14 protein-coding genes and 1 other RNA gene are annotated in these 16,595 nt (G+C 63.6%); 11 read left to right on the top strand and 4 right to left on the bottom strand.

Annotated elements, in window-relative coordinates; genetic code table 11:
• Positions 1-296 precede the first annotated feature (296 nt).
• Positions 297-2,558 (top strand): TonB-dependent siderophore receptor, encoded by a 2,262-nt coding sequence (locus C7G61_RS15500; protein ID WP_108515552.1) that lies wholly within the window; start codon positions 297-299, stop codon positions 2,556-2,558.
• Positions 2,559-2,587: 29 nt separating this feature from the next.
• Here the strand turns inward: C7G61_RS15500 and C7G61_RS15495 are convergent, their stop codons facing one another.
• On the bottom strand, positions 2,588-3,229 hold the full coding sequence (locus C7G61_RS15495) for a TetR/AcrR family transcriptional regulator (protein WP_108515549.1): 642 nt from the start codon (positions 3,227-3,229) through the stop codon (positions 2,588-2,590).
• 188 nt (positions 3,230-3,417) lie between these two features.
• Here C7G61_RS15495 and C7G61_RS15490 point away from each other — a divergent pair, with 188 nt between their 5' ends.
• The 4 genes from C7G61_RS15490 (at position 3,418) to C7G61_RS15475 (ending at position 8,933) form a co-directional block, all read left to right on the top strand.
• Positions 3,418-4,692 (top strand): HlyD family secretion protein, encoded by a 1,275-nt coding sequence (locus C7G61_RS15490; protein ID WP_108515547.1) that lies wholly within the window; start codon positions 3,418-3,420, stop codon positions 4,690-4,692.
• 50 nt (positions 4,693-4,742) lie between these two features.
• A complete protein-coding gene (locus C7G61_RS15485; protein WP_108515545.1) occupies positions 4,743-6,332 on the top strand; it encodes a DHA2 family efflux MFS transporter permease subunit in 1,590 nt (529 codons plus the stop codon).
• Between the two features lie 330 nt (positions 6,333-6,662).
• A complete protein-coding gene (locus C7G61_RS15480; RefSeq protein WP_108515543.1) occupies positions 6,663-8,465 on the top strand; it encodes an ABC transporter ATP-binding protein in 1,803 nt (600 codons plus the stop codon).
• A 66-nt stretch (positions 8,466-8,531) separates the two neighbouring features.
• Positions 8,532-8,933, top strand: a complete 402-nt coding sequence (locus C7G61_RS15475) for a hypothetical protein (protein ID WP_190241836.1) — start codon at positions 8,532-8,534, stop codon at positions 8,931-8,933.
• Here C7G61_RS15475 and C7G61_RS15470 read toward each other — a convergent pair.
• Together C7G61_RS15470 and C7G61_RS15465 are read right to left on the bottom strand one after the other, a co-directional pair.
• The gene (locus C7G61_RS15470) at positions 8,915-9,847 is read right to left on the bottom strand and encodes a DMT family transporter (RefSeq protein ID WP_108515541.1); all 933 of its coding nucleotides are present in this window, start codon (positions 9,845-9,847) and stop codon (positions 8,915-8,917) included. The two genes, C7G61_RS15475 and C7G61_RS15470, sit on opposite strands and share 19 nt — an antisense overlap.
• Before the next feature lie 72 nt (positions 9,848-9,919).
• On the bottom strand, positions 9,920-10,663 hold the full coding sequence (locus tag C7G61_RS15465) for a sulfite exporter TauE/SafE family protein (RefSeq protein WP_108515539.1): 744 nt from the start codon (positions 10,661-10,663) through the stop codon (positions 9,920-9,922).
• A 179-nt stretch (positions 10,664-10,842) separates the two neighbouring features.
• Between C7G61_RS15465 and C7G61_RS15460 the strand changes: the two genes are divergently transcribed.
• The 3 genes from C7G61_RS15460 (at position 10,843) to C7G61_RS15450 (ending at position 13,598) form a co-directional block, all read left to right on the top strand.
• Positions 10,843-11,559, top strand: coding sequence for an alpha/beta fold hydrolase (locus tag C7G61_RS15460; RefSeq protein WP_108515537.1), 717 nt, complete (start codon positions 10,843-10,845; stop codon positions 11,557-11,559).
• A gap of 227 nt (positions 11,560-11,786) precedes the next feature.
• A complete protein-coding gene (locus tag C7G61_RS15455; protein WP_108515535.1) occupies positions 11,787-12,752 on the top strand; it encodes a helix-turn-helix transcriptional regulator in 966 nt (321 codons plus the stop codon).
• Positions 12,753-12,869: 117 nt separating this feature from the next.
• On the top strand, positions 12,870-13,598 hold the full coding sequence (locus tag C7G61_RS15450) for an alpha/beta hydrolase (protein ID WP_108515532.1): 729 nt from the start codon (positions 12,870-12,872) through the stop codon (positions 13,596-13,598).
• Between the two features lie 216 nt (positions 13,599-13,814).
• On the opposite strand, the gene rnpB is transcribed toward C7G61_RS15450, so the two are convergent.
• Positions 13,815-14,229, bottom strand: an RNA gene (gene rnpB, locus C7G61_RS15445) — RNase P RNA component class A.
• A gap of 129 nt (positions 14,230-14,358) precedes the next feature.
• Between rnpB and C7G61_RS15440 the strand changes: the two genes are divergently transcribed.
• The 3 genes from C7G61_RS15440 to C7G61_RS15430 all read left to right on the top strand — a co-directional run bounded on the left by C7G61_RS15440 (position 14,359) and on the right by C7G61_RS15430 (position 16,549).
• Positions 14,359-14,790, top strand: coding sequence for a PAS domain S-box protein (locus C7G61_RS15440; protein ID WP_108515529.1), 432 nt, complete (start codon positions 14,359-14,361; stop codon positions 14,788-14,790).
• Between the two features lie 127 nt (positions 14,791-14,917).
• Positions 14,918-15,268 carry a YciI family protein gene (locus C7G61_RS15435; RefSeq protein ID WP_108515526.1) on the top strand — a complete coding sequence of 117 codons (351 nt, stop codon included), beginning with the start codon at positions 14,918-14,920 and terminating at the stop codon, positions 15,266-15,268.
• A gap of 39 nt (positions 15,269-15,307) precedes the next feature.
• Positions 15,308-16,549: an RNA polymerase sigma factor gene (locus tag C7G61_RS15430; RefSeq protein WP_108515525.1), complete on the top strand. Its 1,242-nt coding sequence runs from the start codon at positions 15,308-15,310 to the stop codon at positions 16,547-16,549.
• The last annotated feature ends 46 nt before the right edge of the window (positions 16,550-16,595 follow it).

Genomic DNA, 16,595 nt, shown 5'->3' with positions numbered 1-16,595 from the left:
CTTTCAGGCGCCGGTCCAGTAATCAACCTCATGCGGCTCATGCATGTTGATCCCGATCAGGTACGCTTTCCATTCGATCGTACGCGCGCGCTGTCACGCATCGCGCGCCGTTACAACTGTTGCGTTGTCTACTTAGACCAAGACTAATTCTAAATCCTGTTGGATGACGCTTATTCAAGCAGCCTGGAGCAATACTAATTCTAAACGCGTGATTGACGTGCCGTTGTATCTTTCTCGCACTTCATCGCAGTGGTCGCGCTTGTTACTGGTCCCGCGCGAAGCGATGAGGACTGGAAATGAATGCAAGTTTGAAGACCGCGGGATGGCTCGGCGCCGCGCTGCCGATGCTCGCTGCGATGATCGACGTGACGCCGGCGCAAGCGCAATCGTCCGCGCGGGAATTACCGGCAGTTGTCGTCGACCAGCCCTCACGTCCGCCGGCTGCGCGGTCGCGACCCGCACCCAGGCGGCAATCTGCGTCGGCCGCTAGCCGTCGCGCTGCTCAGCGCGCGCAGACGGCGCCTGACGCCGCTACGGCCGCCGGCGCGCGCGCTGAAACGGCGACCGGCCCGGTGCGCGGTTATCTCGCGGGCCAGAGCGGCACCGGAACCAAGACCGACACGCCGCTGCGCGAAACGCCGCAATCGATCACGGTGGTCACCGCCGACCGCATCACCGACCAGGGCGCGCTCACCGTGCAGGAATCGCTGCGCTACGTGCCGGGTGTGTTCGCCGACGCCTATGGTCCGGATTCGCGCGGCGACTATCCGCGCGTCCGTGGCCAGGATCCCAACATCTATCTCGACGGCACCCGCGTGGTGAACACGTTCCAGTTCAACGAATGGCGGCCCGATCCCTACACGCTCTCGCGCATCGAGGTGCTGCGCGGTCCGGCATCGGTGCTGTATGGCGACACATCGACGGCAGGCCTCTTGAACCTGGTCTCGAAGCGTCCGCAGGCGGAATCTTTCAACGAGATCGGGGTGCAATATGGCAGCTTCAACCGCAAGCAGGTGCAACTCGATTCGACCGGCAAGCTGACCAAGGACGGCGAGTGGCTGTACCGCTTCATCGGCGTATTCCGCGACAGCAATTCGCAGACCGATTACGTGAAGGATGACCGCATCGTATTGGCGCCGTCGCTGACCTGGCGGCCGACCAACAACACGAGCTGGACCGTGCTCGGCACCTATCAGAAGGACATGACTGGCTCCTCCACCGCCTTCCTGCCGCATGAGGGCACGCTGTTTCCAGGACCCAACGGCCTGATTCCCGTGCGGCGTTTCGCCAGCGATCCGAGTTTTGACAAATACCAGACCGAGACCGGCGCGGTCTCTAGCCTGTTCGAGCACAGCTTTGGCGAAGGGCTGAAGATCCGGCAGAGCATGCGCTATGCGCACGTCGAGGGCATCTACCGCACCGTCTATCCGGACAATTATTCAAATCCGGACAATCCGTATCTCGATGCCTCGCACCGCACCGTGGCGCGCTATGTCTCGGGGCGGCAAACCACAAAGGACAGCTTCACCTCTGATGCCAATGCCGAGCTGAAGTTCGCGACAGGCGCGATCACGCACAAGGCGCTGTTCGGCGTCGACTATCGCGGCCTCGGCGAGCGGGCGTCGTCAGGGGCGCACATCGACGGCGGAGATCTGACTCCGACGCCCTTCGATCTCTACGCCCCCGTCTACAATAGCGTCGTCCCACCCACGATGACGGCCGAACCGGACCTGCGGCAAAGCCAACTCGGGCTTTACGCACAGGACCAGATGCGGCTCGGGCCGTGGCTGGCTGTCCTCGGCGTCCGCCAGGATTTCGTCAGCAACAATGTGCAGGGGGCGCCGGCGGAAGACACCAGGGCGACCACCGGCCGCGCCGGACTGATGTACGAATTGCCGTTCGGCCTGACGCCCTATGTCACCTATGCGCAGTCGTTCACGCCGATCTTCGGCTCCGCCTGCGTCGGCGGCATCTGCAAGGCCCAGGCGGGCGAAATGGTGGAGCTCGGCTTCAAGTACAATCCGATGCCCGGCACGGCAATCAACGGCGCGATCTTCGACACCATCGAGAAGAACCGGCTGGCGAGCGATCCCGGCGGCACTCAGTTCTCAGTCCAGACCGGCAAGGTGCGGATTCGCGGCGCCGAACTCGAGGTGATCAGCCGCGTGACGCCCGACCTCGATCTGATCGGCGCCTATTCCTACCTCAATGCCACGGTGGAAAGCGGCGACAATGCCGGCAAGCGCGTCGAAACCGTTCCCGAACATCAGGCCTCGCTATGGGCGAAGTACCGGCTCACTGCGCTCGGTCTGCAGGGCGTGACCATCGGCGGCGGTGTGCGCTACATCGGCGAATCCTGGGACGGCGCCGACGTCATCCGCACACCTGACTACACGCTGTTTGACGCGATGATCCGCTATGAGACCGGCCCGTGGCGGTTTCAGGTCAACGCCACCAACCTTGCCGACAAGCGCCATGTCACCACCTGTCTCGCCCGCGGCGACTGCTTCTTCGGCATCGGCCGCACCGTGCTGGGGAGCGCGACGTACCGGTTCTAAGCCGGGGTCCGGAATAGGGGGGGCCGGTCTTACGCCGGCTTCGCCCGGTACGTCTGCAGAAACAGCCGCGTCGCGCTGTCAACCACGTGCGCGATGCGCTCCGCCGATGGCGCCGGCTCTGCCTGAAACACGAACGGCAGGAACAGCGTCGCCTGGCACATCTGCAGGAATTGCGCGGCGGCCAATCCGCAATCGTCGATGGCAAGATCGTCCGGCCCGAGACGGGCCTGCAGATAATCGGCGAGACGGTTGATCGTCTGTGCCAGCACGTTCTCGTAGAACCGGCGTCCGACCTCCGGCATCCGCTCGGCGATCGCCATCACGGTGCGGATCGACGATCCGCCGCCTGGCCGGCAGATCGATCCGATGTAGGTCTGGCCGAACTCCCGCAGCGTGGTTTCGACATCGCGTTTGGGATCCAGATTGTAGGCGATCTTGCCCCTTTCGAGCGCTTCGTCCTCGACGATGGCTTCGAAAAGCCGGCTCTTGTCGGCGAAGTAGACGTAGAGCGTACCCTTGGAGACGCCGGCGGCGCGCGCGATCTCGTTCATGCTGGCGCCATCAAAGCCCAGATCCATGAACACCTTTCGTGCGCCGTCCAAAATCTGGCGGCGCTTCGAACTGTCTTCCTCGCCAAAGGGATGAATGGTGTTTGATGTGGATGCAACCATTGGTTTATCTTCTCAGGAAAGAATTCAACCCGGGGTACAGGCCTGCATCTGTTTTCACTTTATGGTCTATACTCTGGATTGATATGTTGACCGAACCGTTCGGTCAATGCTACATTTTGTCCCGGCGGCGCCCGTGCAGCGAGGTTTAGGGCTGGCTGGCGCCGCGGCATTGTATGGGGAGGGTGGTCATGGCCGCAGCGAGAGACCAGGCCGCACGCATCGTTCGCGCCGGATCGGAAAAGGCGCAGGATGAAGCTGCGCCCGAGTCCGCCGCGCAGCTTGCGGAGCAGTTGCGGACTCACGTTGAGGAAACCAGACGTCGCACCGCCGAGACCGAGCGGCCGGCCGGCGTCGCCGAAGCAGCGGCGGCGAAACCGGGCAAGCGCAAATTCATCATGATCGGTGCGCTCGGACTGCTCGCGCTGGCCGCGATCGGTTACGGCGTCCACTTCGTCCTGGTCGGGCGCTTCTATGTCTCGACGGACGATGCTTACGTTCGCGCCAACAACACCACGCTTGGTGCCCGGGTATCGGGCCATGTCGCGGCCATCCTGCCCCGCGACAATTCGATCGTTCGCGCCGGCGACGTGATTTTCAGGATCGATGACGGCGACTATCGCATCGCAGTGGATGCCGCGCGGAGCAAGATCGCGACCCAGCAGGCCACCATCGACCGCATCGGCCGTCAGGTCACAGCGCTCGAAAGCGCCGCGGAGCAGGCCAAGGCGCAGCTCGCTTCCGCGGACGCGGCGCTGAAGCGCGCCGGTCTCGACTTCGATCGCCAGCAGACGCTGAGCACCAAGGGTTTTGCCTCGCGCGCCGCCTTCGAGGTTTCCGAGGCCGGCCGCGACCAGAGCGTTGCTGCGGTGAAGTCGGCGCAGGCAGCCTATGATGCCGCGCGCGACAATGTCGAGGTGACGAAAGCGCAGCAGGCCGAGGCCCGCGCGCAGCTCGCGGAGTTGCAGACCCAGCTTGCCAAGGCGGAGCGCGACCTCGCCTTCACCTCGGTGCGCGCGCCCGTCGACGGCACCTTCTCCAACCGCCTCGTCAATGCCGGCGATTTCATCCAGGCCGGGCAGCGGCTCGCCAACGTGGTGCCGCTGAACGACGTCTTCATCGACGCCAATTACAAGGAAACCCAGCTCAAGCGCATCCGTCCCGGCCAGCCCGTGAAGATCTCGGTCGACGCTTACGGCCACCGCAAGTTCGCCGGAATCGTCGACAGCATTTCACCGGCGGCAGGATCGGTATTCACGCTGCTGCCGCCTGATAACGCGACCGGCAATTTCACCAAGATCGTGCAGCGGCTGCCGGTACGCATTCGCGTGCCGAAGGAAGTCGCGAAGCAGAACCTGCTGCGCGCCGGCATGTCGGTCTATATCACCGTCGACACCCGTGAGGGCGCGGCCGACGCCGACAGCGAGGCCGACCTCGATGCGCCCGGGGCGGTTCAACCGCAGTAGTTTTTCCCTAGAGCCCCGGGTACAAGCCCGGCGCCTGTTCCGAGCTGATCATGGCTGACGCCACCGCCGCATCGCCGTCCGCGATGAATGCCGCGACCGACGCCGCCGAGCGCATCCCGCCGCGGCGGCTGTTTGCGTTTCTGATCATGGTGTTCGGGATGTTCATGTCGATCCTGGACATCCAGGTCGTCTCGGCATCGCTGTCGGAGATCCAGGCAGGCCTTTCGGCCAGCTCCAGCGAAGTATCGTGGGTGCAGACCTCCTACCTGATCGCCGAGGTGATCGCGATCCCGCTGTCCGGTTTCCTGTCGCGCGCCTTCGGCACCCGTCTGCTGTTTGCGATTTCCGCTTCCGGTTTCACCGTCGCCAGCTTCTTCTGCGGCTTTGCCTCGACCATCGAGCAGATGATTCTGTGGCGCGCGATCCAGGGATTTTTGGGCGCGGGTATGATCCCCACCGTGTTCGCGTCCGCCTATACGGTGTTTCCGCGCTCGAAGTTCCACATTGTCGGCCCGATCATCGGTCTGGTCGCGACGCTGGCGCCGACCATCGGGCCGACGGTCGGCGGTTACATCACCGGCATGATGTCCTGGCATTGGCTGTTCTTCATCAACATCGTGCCCGGCATCGGCATCACGATCGGCGTTCTCGCGCTGGTCGACTTCGACCGCCCGAATTTCGCGCTGCTCGAGCATTTCGACTGGTGGGGGCTTCTGTTCATGGCGGGCTTTCTCGGCACGCTCGAATATGTGCTGGAAGAGGGACCGCAATCTCAATGGCTGGAAGACACCTCCGTGGCCATCTGCGCGGCGATCTGTGTGGTCTCGGCGATCGCCTTCTTCTGGCGTGTGCTCAGCGCGCGGGAGCCGATCGTCGACATCAGGACGTTTACCGACCGGAATTTCGGCGTCGGTTGCCTGATCTCGTTCTGTGTCGGCATCGGGCTGTACGGCCTGACCTATGTGTATCCGCGCTATCTGGCCGAAGTGCGAGGCTACAGCGCGTTGATGATCGGCGAGACCATGTTCGTCTCGGGCATTACCATGTTCCTCGCCGCGCCGATCGTCGGCCGGCTGATGACCAAGGTCGACATGCGCTACCTCATTGCCTTCGGTCTCTGCACGTTCGCGCTCGGCTCCTACCAGATGACCTGGATCACGAAAGAATATGATTTCTTCGAATTGCTGATCCCGCAGATCCTGCGCGGCGTCGGCATGATGTTCGCAATGGTGCCGACCAACACCATCGCGCTCGGAACGCTGGCGCCGGAGCGGGTGAAGAACGCCTCGGGCCTGTTCAACCTGACGCGCAATCTCGGCGGCGCGGTCGGTCTCGCGCTCATCAACCAGGTGCTGAACGAGCGTACCGACCTGCACATCTCGCGTCTGCACGACCGCGTCAATTGGGGCAACGCCACCGCGGTCGAAACACTCAACATGTTCACGCAGCGCCTGCAGGGCATGGGCGATGCCGCGCTGATGGCGATGAAGCAATTGTCGCAGATCGTGCACCGCCAGGCCGTGGTGATGGGCTATGGCGACGCCTTCTTCATGCTGGCGGTGTTCTATTTCGGCCTGAGCCTGCTTGTTCTGGTTCTGAAAAAGCCTTCGGCAATGGTGGCCGGGGGCGATGCGCATTAGCCGCGCTTGATGATGCCCATCACGCGGTTGTCATGTTGCAAATCACCCGCGATGCATTTATAAGCAGCGCATTGTCGCTCGAACCGGGGAGATTTGCATGATTTCGATGTATTCGCAGATCGTACCCTCGCGTCCGATGCCCGTGCTGGATTTTCGGTCGCTTTGCTGACCGCGATCACTGCCAGCCCTGATCGGGCCTGACGTCCCGATCATCAAGCTTCCCAACGACTTAACGATATTTTTCAACGACGTTCGCGTTCGGCCCGAGGTCGGCTCGCGCGTCAATTCAGATGGAGCCGGCGTGTGCGCCAAGCGCAGCCGGATGACGCCATGACCGCTCTTAAAGACAAACGTCCCGCGGCAATACGCGTGGTGATCCCGTTCGTGTTCCGCCACTGGCTGCAGCAGCCCGGCCGCGCCGCAGTTGTTGCCGGCGGCCTGCTCGGCGCGACCGCGGCCGACCTGTTCATGCCGATCTTCTCCGGCCGCTTGGTCGATGCGCTGACCCTGGGCGCTTCGGACACGGCGGCGCGGCAGGCGGCATTCGCAGCCTTCGGCGGGATCGTGGCGCTCGGCCTGATTTCGATGGTGCTGCGGCTGACCGGCCTGCAGGCGATCGTGCCGTTCACGCTGAAGACCATGTCCGACGTGTCGCGCGACGCGTTCGCGCGCGTGCAGCGTTTCTCGACCGACTGGCACGCCAACTCATTTGCCGGCTCGACCGTGCGCAAGGTTACGCGCGGCATGTGGGCGCTCGACCTGCTCAACGATACCATTCTGATGGCGCTGTTGCCGTCGCTATTGGTGCTGGTGGGCTCGATGATCCTGCTCGGGCTGCACTGGCCGGTGCTGGGCGCGGTGATCGCCGTCGGCACGGTGATCTATGTCTCGATGACGATGGCGTTCTCGGTGAACTTCATTGCGCCGGCCGCGCGCGTCTCCAATGCATGGGACACCAAGGTCGGCGGCACGCTGGCGGATGCCCTGACCTGCAACGCAGTGGTGAAATCCTTTGGCGCGGAAGCGCGCGAGGATGCGCGGCTGGCCGGCGTCATCGGCCGGTGGCGCACGCGCGTGCGGCGGACGTGGTACCGTTACAACTACACCTCGACGGCGCAGCTCGCGGTGTTGTTGTGCTTCCGCGCATCCGTGATCGGCGGCGCGGTCCTGCTGTGGATCGCGGGCCGCGCCACGCCGGGCGACGTCACCTATGTGCTGACCAGCTACTACATCATCCACGCCTACCTGCGCGATGTCGGCATGCACATCAACAATCTGCAGCGTTCGGTCAACGACATGGAGGAGCTGGTCGCGATCCACGCCGAGCCGATCGGCATTGCGGATGCGCCTGATGCAGGACCGATCGACATCCAGGGCGGCCGCATCGTGTTCGACGACGTGACGTTCCATTATGGCGGCCATCGCGCGCCGCTGTATGACGGTCTGTCGGTGGAGATCCGCGCCGGCGAGCGGGTCGGCCTGGTCGGCCGTTCCGGCTCCGGCAAGACGACCTTTGTCAAGCTGGTGCAGCGGCTGTACGACGTCAGTGGCGGAAAAATCCTGATCGACGGTCAGGACATCGCGCAGGCGACGCAGCATTCGCTGCGCAGCCAGATCGCGATCGTGCAGCAGGAGCCGATCCTGTTTCACCGCACGCTGGCCGAGAACATCGCCTATGGCCGGCCGGGCGCCAGCATGGCTGCGATCGAGCAGGCGGCGCGGCTTGCCAACGCGCACGACTTCATCCTGCGGCTGCCGAAAGGCTACGGCACGCTGGTTGGCGAACGCGGCGTCAAGCTGTCGGGCGGCGAGCGGCAGCGCGTCGCGCTGGCGCGCGCGTTCCTGGCGGACGCGCCGGTGCTGATCCTGGACGAGGCGACCTCAAGCCTCGATTCGGAATCGGAAGGCCTGATCCAGCAGGCGATGGAGCGGCTGATGAAAGGGCGCACCTCGATCGTGATCGCGCACCGGCTGTCGACGGTACGCAGCCTCGATCGCATCCTGGTGTTCGATCGCGGCGAGATCGTCGAGCAGGGTAACCATGCCACACTGACGGCGCGTCCCGGCGGGATCTATCGCGGGCTGTTCGAGATGCAGGCGACCGAGTTCGGCCGCATCTCGGCGGCGGAGTGAGGTCGCGCATTGTTGCTAACCCCATCGATGCCGGAATATATTTCTGCCGTCGATGGGGCGTACGCGATGCGCTGGTTTCAAAAAGAGCGGAAGCTGGACGTCTGGGAAGCGACGGACATTCAACCGGCCGGGGATATCGAAGCGGCGCACGCCATCCGTGACATTTGCACGTCAGCCGCGGCGATCGTCGAACATATGGCGAGCGTTCACGGCAACAAGGCGGAGCAGGAGCGGGCCTCTGACGCCGAGCGATACCAGGCCGGCATCAAATGCGCGATCGAGATCGCAGGAAAAATATCCGACGATGCCATGCGTGATGTCGCGGTGAGCCAGATCGTCAGGCTGTGCGTCAAGGTCAATCATCTGAAGACGGCAAGAGTGCTGCTTCGGGCCATTCAATTAGAAAAGATGCGAGCCGAACTGATTGCGGAGTGTCCGGCCCTGATCGATCAGGACGCCGCCAGCTGAGGCGGCTCCCGATCGCGTTGCGGCGGCGCAGGCGCCTCTCTGGCGCGCGTCCGCGTCGAGATCGCGACCGTCACCACGACGGCTGTGGCGAACAGCAGGATTTGCAGCGTGATGGTCTCGTCGTTGAAGAACACCGCGAGCGCAAAGGTGACGAAGGGTTGCAGCAATTGGATCTGCGACACCCGCGCGATGCCGCCCATTGCGAGGCCGGCGTTCCATGCGAAGAACCCGATCCATTGCGAGAACAGCGCGACATAGAGCAGCCCGAGCCATGGCCTCACGGCGATGTGGGCGATGTCGGCAGGTACGGTCAGCACGGTCGCGGGGATCGAGAGCGGCAGCGCGATCACGAGCACCCAGCTGATCACCTCCCAGCCCGGCATCTGCGAGGTGAGCCGGCCGGAGAATGCATAGCCGATCGCGGCCACGGTGACGGACGCGAACAGAAACAGGTCGCCTGCCGCGAGCGCACCGCCGCCTTGACGCAAGGCAAACGTGATCACCAGCGCGGCGCCGGCGACGGACGCGATCCAGAACAGCGGCCTCGGCCGCTCATGGGTGATGGCAACCGCAACAAGCGCGGTGGCGATCGGCAGCACGCCCAGCACCACGCCGCCATGCGACGCGTCGACCCGCTGCATCCCGAGCGACATCAACAGCGGAAACAGGATGGCGACGCAAAGCATGGTGACCGCCAGTTGCGGCCACAGCGCGCGCGGCGGCAGCTTGCGGCGCAACACCAGCAGAAGCACGAGCGAGCATAGCCCGGCGATCACGGTGCGCAGCGAGGTCAGTGCAATCGGATCAATTTCCGCAACCGCAATCCGCGTCGCCGGCAACGTGCCGCCGAAGATCGCCATGCCGACGAAGCCCAGCAGCAGACCGAGACGCTCGCGCGAAGCATTGGAAGTCATGACGCGATTGGTTAGCGACTTTGCCGGTCAGCGTACAGCAATCTACTCGGTGCACATGGCGGCCATGCGCCGCTATCTCGGAGCAATGCTGCTCCACACCAATCCCAGTCCGGACAGGAACAGGAGAGCCAGCACAACGTCGTAGAAGTTTCGGTCGTTGAGGGCTCGATAGGTGCGCATGCCGAGGCGGGCGCCGATCAGCGTGCCGGGCATCGCCAGCAGCGCCAGCCAGAAGACGTTCAGCTTCACGAAACCGGTGGCGGCTTGCAGGATCAGCGCGGCGCCGAGAATGGTGCCGTTGAAGATCTGGAAAACGCCGCGGCGCTGATCCTTGGTCCAGCCGCGTATGCTGGCCCACAGCGTCGGAAGCGGGCCCGACAGCCCGGCAAGGCCGCCGAGAATGCCGCCGGCGAATCCGACGCAGGCATCCGCGATGCGGCCGCCGAAACGAAAGGCCATCGGCTTGCGGATGAAATAGAGCGCGGCCGGAAACACCAGCAGCATCACGCCGACGCTGAGCTTGAAAGTCTGCGGGTCGGCGCGCGCGACCAGCAGTGCCCCGATCGGCATGCCGAGGAGTCCGCCGGCCACGAACGGCAAGGCCAGCCTGAAGTCGAGCAGCTTCCACATCGAGGGTAATGTCGAGATCTGCGAGCTGACCGAACAGATCAGCACCAGCGGCACGGCAATCGCGGGCGGCAGAATGTATAGCCAGATCCCCAGCGCCATCAGCGCCGTGCCGAAGCCGGCAAGTCCGGACACGAAGCCGCCGGCAAGCGCGCCGGCAAGCAAAATCGCGTAGGTAGCGACGTCCAATCTTCATCCCCCCGTCATTCCGGGGCGCGAAGCGAACCCGGAATCTCGAGATTCCGGGTCTGGTCCTTCGGACTATCCCGGAATGACGATATTGAAATTTGCGGCGACGTTTACACGATGGAACAGACAGGTACTATCGCAATCCAAGCCTTCAACAACATCATCATGGAAACGGCCCGATGAGTACAGCTCCTTCGAAAACCTTTCTCGTCTGTCACGGTGCCTGGTCCGCAGGCTGGGCCTGGAAGAAGATGCACCCGCTGATGCAGGCGGCCGGGCATCGGCTGATCACTCCGACCTACACCGGCCTTGGCGAGCGCGCGCATCTGGCCAACCCAGCGATCGACCTGGATTCGCATATTGAGGACGTACTGAACGTCATCAGGTACGAGGATCTTCGCGACATCGCGCTGATCGGGCACAGCTATGGCGGCATGGTCGCGACCGGCGTCGCCGACCGTGCGCGCGACAAGGTCAAGCAGTTGATCTACGTCGATGCCTTTGTGCCCAACGATGGACAGTCGCTGCTCGATTTGTACGAGGCGGACCGGCCGCGGATACAGGAACTGTTGAAGAGTGGCGACGGCTGGCGGGTGCCGCCGAATCCGACGCCGCCGGATACTTCGCCTGCGGACGTCGAATGGCTGACGGCGCGTCGCGTCAACATGCCGATCAAATGTTTCGAGACCAGGCTCAAGCTGCAGGCCGGCGCGCTGACCCTGCCACGCAGCTATATCTACGCCACGCGCATCACCCCGGCTGACACATTCGGCCCGTTCGCCAGGATGACGAAGAACGATCCCGCCTGGAGCTATTACGAGATCGACGCCAGTCATTCGCCGAACGTCACCGCGCCGGAAGCGTTGATGGCGCTGTTGCAAGAGATCGCTGCGTAGTTGCGTCGCTCTGTAGCTGCGTAGCCCGGATGGAGCGCAGCGAAATCCGGGGGCTCTGCACGCCAAAGCCTCGTCGTATATTTGATTACGGCGTCCGGGACGACGTCGGTCCCCGGATTGCGCTGCGCTCCATCCGGGCTACGAGGTGTCTCCGAGGATTGACTCTCCACCGTTCGCCCAACAAGCTGGCGAACCGGTGGTCGACGTCGATCGCGGAGGGCAGGGCCATGGCGGCCAGAACGACGACGGGCATCGAGACGTGGTCGACTGGCTCGGTCGAGCCGGAACGACGCCTCGACTATTGGATCGGCGCCGTCTGCGAATGTTTTCTCGAAATGGATATCACGACGCAGGTTCGATCGGGCTTCGACTGCTCCGTTCAGCGCGGGCAACTCGACACCATCGGCATCAACCGCGTGCAGGGATCGGCGCAGCACGTCTACCGCCGCAAAGCCAGTGTCGCGCGCAGCGCGGCCAACTTCTATTACCTGCTGTGCAAGACCGACAACGACTGGACGGTGATGCAGAACGGTCACGCGTCGCGGATGCGGCCGATGGATCTGGTGCTGCTGGATTCCCGGCGCTGCTATGAATTCAACTTTCCGGTGAATGCGGACACGCTGTCGCTGGAGCTGCCGATCCACTGGGTCGAATCGTGGATATCAGATCCCGAGCGGCGCATCGGGCAGCGCATCGACGGACGCGCCGGCTGGGGCGCGGCGCTCAGCGCATTTGCCTGCCAGCTAACTCCCCAGCTCGCCACGGACCGGCCGCTGCCGGCGCGCGTCTTGACTGACCAACTCGGCGCGCTGTTGGCGCTTGGGTTCGGCAGCGAGATTCCGGCCACGCCCGCCGAGCAGCGCGATGCCGCAAGACTTCTGGACCAGATCGGCTGTGCCATCAGGCTGCGCTACGCCGAGCCGGGACTGACGGCGGTGGCGGTGGCGGAGGAGTTGCGTGTCTCGGAGCGGACCTTGCACCGCTGCCTCAACAAAGCGGGCCTGACGTTCAGCGGGCTGCTCAACGATTGCCGGATGGCGGCGGCGCGCCGAATGTTGAGCGAGCCGCGGTTCGATCGCATCAGCGTTGGCGGCATCGGGCTGCGCGTCGGCCTGTCCGACCCATCCCATTTCATCCGCCAATGCCGCAGGTATCTCGGCCTGACGCCTGGAGCGTTCCGACGGCAGCGCTAAAGCCTTGTTGTAATCCCCTTGGCGTAAATCGCCGATGACGCTGGCCGGATCCGGCCATCGGGGACGAGACGCCGTCTCTATCAAGGTTCGATTTTCCGAAATCGAGGGGAGACCGGAATGGCAGACACTTACGTACTGGTTCACGGCGCGTGGCACACCGGCGCTGAAATGGAAGTGGTGGCTGGACATCTGCGAAACAGCGGCCACGTCGTGCATTGCCCGACGGTGGCCGGCAACAACAGGGATGATGATCGCGAGAAGATTGGCCTCGAGCAGGCGATCTCGTCGGTTGTCACCTACATCGAAGCGAACGATCTGCGCGACGTCCGTCTGGTCGGCCATTCCTATGGAGGCATGGTGATTTCGGGCGTCGCTGACCGCCTGACGGACAGGATCAGACGCCTCGTCTATGTCAACGCCTTCGTTCCGCTGGACGGGCAATGCCTCAACGACATGGTGCCGCCGCACTATGTCGGCCTGTTCGATGCGGTGGCCGCCGCCAACAAGGGCGCCGTGATGCTGCCGTTCGAAATCTGGCGCGATGCCTTCATCAACGACGCCGACCTTGAACTGGCGAAATCCGCCTTCGCCAAACTCAATCTGCATCCGTACAAGACGTTCACCGACAGGATCACGCTGAAGCATGCGTTGGCGGAACTGCCGATCGGAAAATCCTATGTCAATTGCCGGCAGGACATCGCCCTGCCGCACAGCATGCCATGGCATCCGCGGTTGTCGGAACGGCTGGGCCTGTTTCGTTTGGTCGAGTGCGACGGCAGCCACGAAATGTTTTTCAGCAACCCGGCGCGGCTGGCGCAGGCGATCGCGGAGGCGGGACGCGATTGAGATCGTCGCGCCTTGTTCGACACCTGTAGCCCGGATGAGCGAAGCGATATCCGGGACAACTCTCGCCAATCGCTCACGGTCTCCAAAGCCGTCCCGCATGTCGCTACGCTCATGCGGGCTACGGTTCTGAACAAGACTGCAAATGGCGAGGGGTCCGGCGTGTTTGCGCCGAACCCCTCATTCTCATCGCTTTCTACTCGCTCGAAAACACTTTAGAGCATCAGCCAGCCTGTAAGCCGGGTTCTGTAGGGCACCATTCTTGCGAATGGTACGTGACGGCCATTCCTCTGGGACCATGTTTGCACATGGCCTCGAGCAACCTACCCGGACGGCGAGCCTGACATCGCCCTGCGGAGTTATCACCCGAAAGCGAACTTTCCGCGTTGCCATCCCTATTCGGTTTTGCTCCCGGTGTGGTTTGCCATGCCGTTTCCGTTGCCGGATACGCGGTGCGCTCTTACCGCACCTTTTCACCCTTGCTCCGTCCGAAGACGGAGCGGTTCGTTCTCTGTGGCACTTTCCCTGGGGTTGCCCCCGCCGGACGTTATCCGGCACCGTATGTCGATGGAGCCCGGACTTTCCTCCCCCGCAGCCTTTCGACCATAGCGGGAGCGGCCGTCCGGCCGACTGACGCCTTACGAATGGGGATTTCGGTGCGCCGCGTCAAGGGAAAGCGATGGTTAATCGGTTCCATGCGTGCAATTTTGACAGACGCGGCGCGGCGGCATTTGATGTAGCGGAAGAGTAGCGGTGACACGCGATGAATATTCCTGCCGGTCTTGGTGAAAGCCTGCTGCACAGCGCCTCCGACGCGATCATCGCGACCGATCGCGACGGACGCATCACATTCTGGAATCCCGGCGCGGAGCGGATTTTTGGATTCCCGGCGGGAGAGACCATCGGCCAATCGCTTGACCTGATCGTCCCTGAGAATTTGCGCGCACGGCACTGGGCCGGCTTTCGTCATACGATGGAGACGGGAACAAGCCGCTACGATCACGGCGATTTGCTGTCGGTGCCTGCGCTGACCAGGGCCGGACGGCGCATCTCGGTCGAGTTTACCATCGTGTTGCTGCGAGACGAGTCGCAGCAGGTGGCGGGCACCGTGGCGGTCATGCGCGACGTGACGAAGCGGTTTGAGGAAGTCAGGGAGTTGAAGCGGAAGCTTGCAGAGGTCGGCGGGAAGTCTTGAGTTACAAAATCCTCCCTCCTGGAGGGGTCGCCCTCCCGCCAGAAATAAATTTCCGGGACGATGTCGTTTTGCGGGAGGCCCGTTCGACTGGGTGTCGGCGATCCAGCCGAACAATGGGAGTAATGAGATGCAGTACCTGCTGTTGATCTATCAGAACGAAGCCGAAATCGGCAAAATGGGCCCTGCCGAGCGGAAGCAAGTGACCGCCGACTACGGCGCATTCACCCAGTCCATCGTTCAGAGCGGCCATTTCAAGGCCGGCGACGGTTTGCAGCCGACGACGACCGCGACCACGGTGCGGGTTCGCGACGGCAAGATGCTGACCACGGATGGTCCATTCGCGGAGACGCGCGAGCAACTCGGCGGCTATTATCTGGTCGAGGCCAAGGATCTCGACACGGCCCTCGGCATTGCCGCGCGCATTCCCGGCGCCAAGTCGGGTTCCATCGAGGTCAGGCCGGTCATGATTTATGACTGACGGCGAAGCCGTCATTCCGGGCTCGAAGCGGTAAACCAGATGACCCCGGTTGAGGTCGAAAAGATATTTCGCGACGAGGCGGGCAGGGCGCTGGCGACCCTGATCCGCCTCGTCGGCGATTTTGATCTCGCCGAGGATGCACTGCAGGACGCATTCGCGGTGGCGCTGGAGCGCTGGTCCAATGCTGGCCTGCCGTCCAATCCGCGGGCGTGGCTGGTCAATGTCGGGCGCAACAAGGCGATCGATCGCATTCGCCGCAACGTCACGCTTCGCGGCAAGCAGCAGGAGCTGACGCGCGAAATCCTGCTCAACGCGTCCGCGCCATGCGAGGATGCCGACAACGCGCTCGACGACGACATGCTGCGGCTGATCTTCACCTGCTGCCATCCGTCCTTTGCCGCCGAGGTTCAGGTCGCGCTCACGCTGCGTACCGTCTGTGGCCTCACGACTGCGCAGGTCGCGCGCGCGTTCCTCGCAGGCGAAGACGCGATGGCGCAGCGCCTGTTGCGGGCCAAGCAGAAAATCCGTCTTGCCGGCATTCCCTATGAGGTGCCGGAGCGCGATGCGCTGGAGCCGCGGCTGCGCGGGGTGCTCGCCGTGATCTATCTCGTGTTCACCGAAGGCTATGCGGCGACATCAGGCGAAGATCTGATGCGGCCTGATCTGGCGCGCGAAGCCATCCGGCTGGCGCGGCTGCTCGACGCGCTGATGCCGGGACGTAGCGAGATCAAGGGATTGCTGGCCCTGCTGCTGCTGCACGATTCGCGCCGCGCCGGCCGCGAGACCGCAGGCGGCGACATCGTGCTGCTCGAAGAGCAGGACCGGATGCTGTGGGATCGCGGGCAGATATCGGAGGGTTTGCAACTCGTCGAAGACGCGCTGCGGATGCCGGGGCGGCCGCAATCCTATGCGGTGCAGGCAGCCATCGCCGCGCTGCATGCGCGTGCGCCGAGTTACAAGGATACCGACTGGCGGCAGATCGCCGGCCTCTATGAAGTGCTGCTGCGGATCAGCCCGTCGCCGGTGATCGAACTCAACCACGCCGCCGCAGTGTCGATGGTCGACGGGCCGGCGCGGGCGCTCGACCTGATCGATGCGCTGGAGGCGCGCGGCGGGCTGAAGGGTTATGAGCTGCTGCCGGCGGTGCGCGCTGACTTGCTGCGCAGGCTGGGCCGGCGTGACGCGGCGCGCGAGGCGTATCAGGCCGCGACGGCCGCGACGCAACTCGAGCCGCTACGGCGATTTTATGCGCGGCGGATCGCAGAGATGGATCGGCTCTAACCGTCGTTGCGAGGAGCGTAGCGACGAAGCAATCCATGTCTCAGCT

Source organism: Bradyrhizobium algeriense (assembly GCF_003062295.1).
GTDB classification, from domain to species: Bacteria; Pseudomonadota; Alphaproteobacteria; order Rhizobiales; family Xanthobacteraceae; genus Bradyrhizobium; species Bradyrhizobium algeriense.
Note: the sequence above shows the minus strand (reverse complement) of the source record. Positions and strands in the feature narration are given on the sequence as shown.

Excerpts from the sequence above, each read along its gene's own strand:
- C7G61_RS15435 (WP_108515526.1), top strand. The coding sequence starts at position 14,918 with ATGCAGTACCTGCTGTTGATCTATCAGAACGAAGCCGAAATCGGCAAA.
- C7G61_RS15475 (WP_190241836.1), top strand. The coding sequence starts at position 8,532 with ATGCGCTGGTTTCAAAAAGAGCGGAAGCTGGACGTCTGGGAAGCGACG.
- C7G61_RS15430 (WP_108515525.1), top strand. The coding sequence starts at position 15,308 with ATGACCCCGGTTGAGGTCGAAAAGATATTTCGCGACGAGGCGGGCAGG.
- C7G61_RS15480 (WP_108515543.1), top strand. The coding sequence starts at position 6,663 with ATGACCGCTCTTAAAGACAAACGTCCCGCGGCAATACGCGTGGTGATC.
- C7G61_RS15495 (WP_108515549.1), bottom strand. The coding sequence starts at position 3,229 with ATGGTTGCATCCACATCAAACACCATTCATCCCTTTGGCGAGGAAGAC.
- C7G61_RS15440 (WP_108515529.1), top strand. The coding sequence starts at position 14,359 with ATGAATATTCCTGCCGGTCTTGGTGAAAGCCTGCTGCACAGCGCCTCC.
- C7G61_RS15450 (WP_108515532.1), top strand. The coding sequence starts at position 12,870 with ATGGCAGACACTTACGTACTGGTTCACGGCGCGTGGCACACCGGCGCT.
- C7G61_RS15500 (WP_108515552.1), top strand. The coding sequence starts at position 297 with ATGAATGCAAGTTTGAAGACCGCGGGATGGCTCGGCGCCGCGCTGCCG.
- C7G61_RS15490 (WP_108515547.1), top strand. The coding sequence starts at position 3,418 with ATGGCCGCAGCGAGAGACCAGGCCGCACGCATCGTTCGCGCCGGATCG.
- C7G61_RS15485 (WP_108515545.1), top strand. The coding sequence starts at position 4,743 with ATGGCTGACGCCACCGCCGCATCGCCGTCCGCGATGAATGCCGCGACC.
- C7G61_RS15460 (WP_108515537.1), top strand. The coding sequence starts at position 10,843 with ATGAGTACAGCTCCTTCGAAAACCTTTCTCGTCTGTCACGGTGCCTGG.
- C7G61_RS15455 (WP_108515535.1), top strand. The coding sequence starts at position 11,787 with ATGGCGGCCAGAACGACGACGGGCATCGAGACGTGGTCGACTGGCTCG.
- C7G61_RS15470 (WP_108515541.1), bottom strand. The coding sequence starts at position 9,847 with ATGACTTCCAATGCTTCGCGCGAGCGTCTCGGTCTGCTGCTGGGCTTC.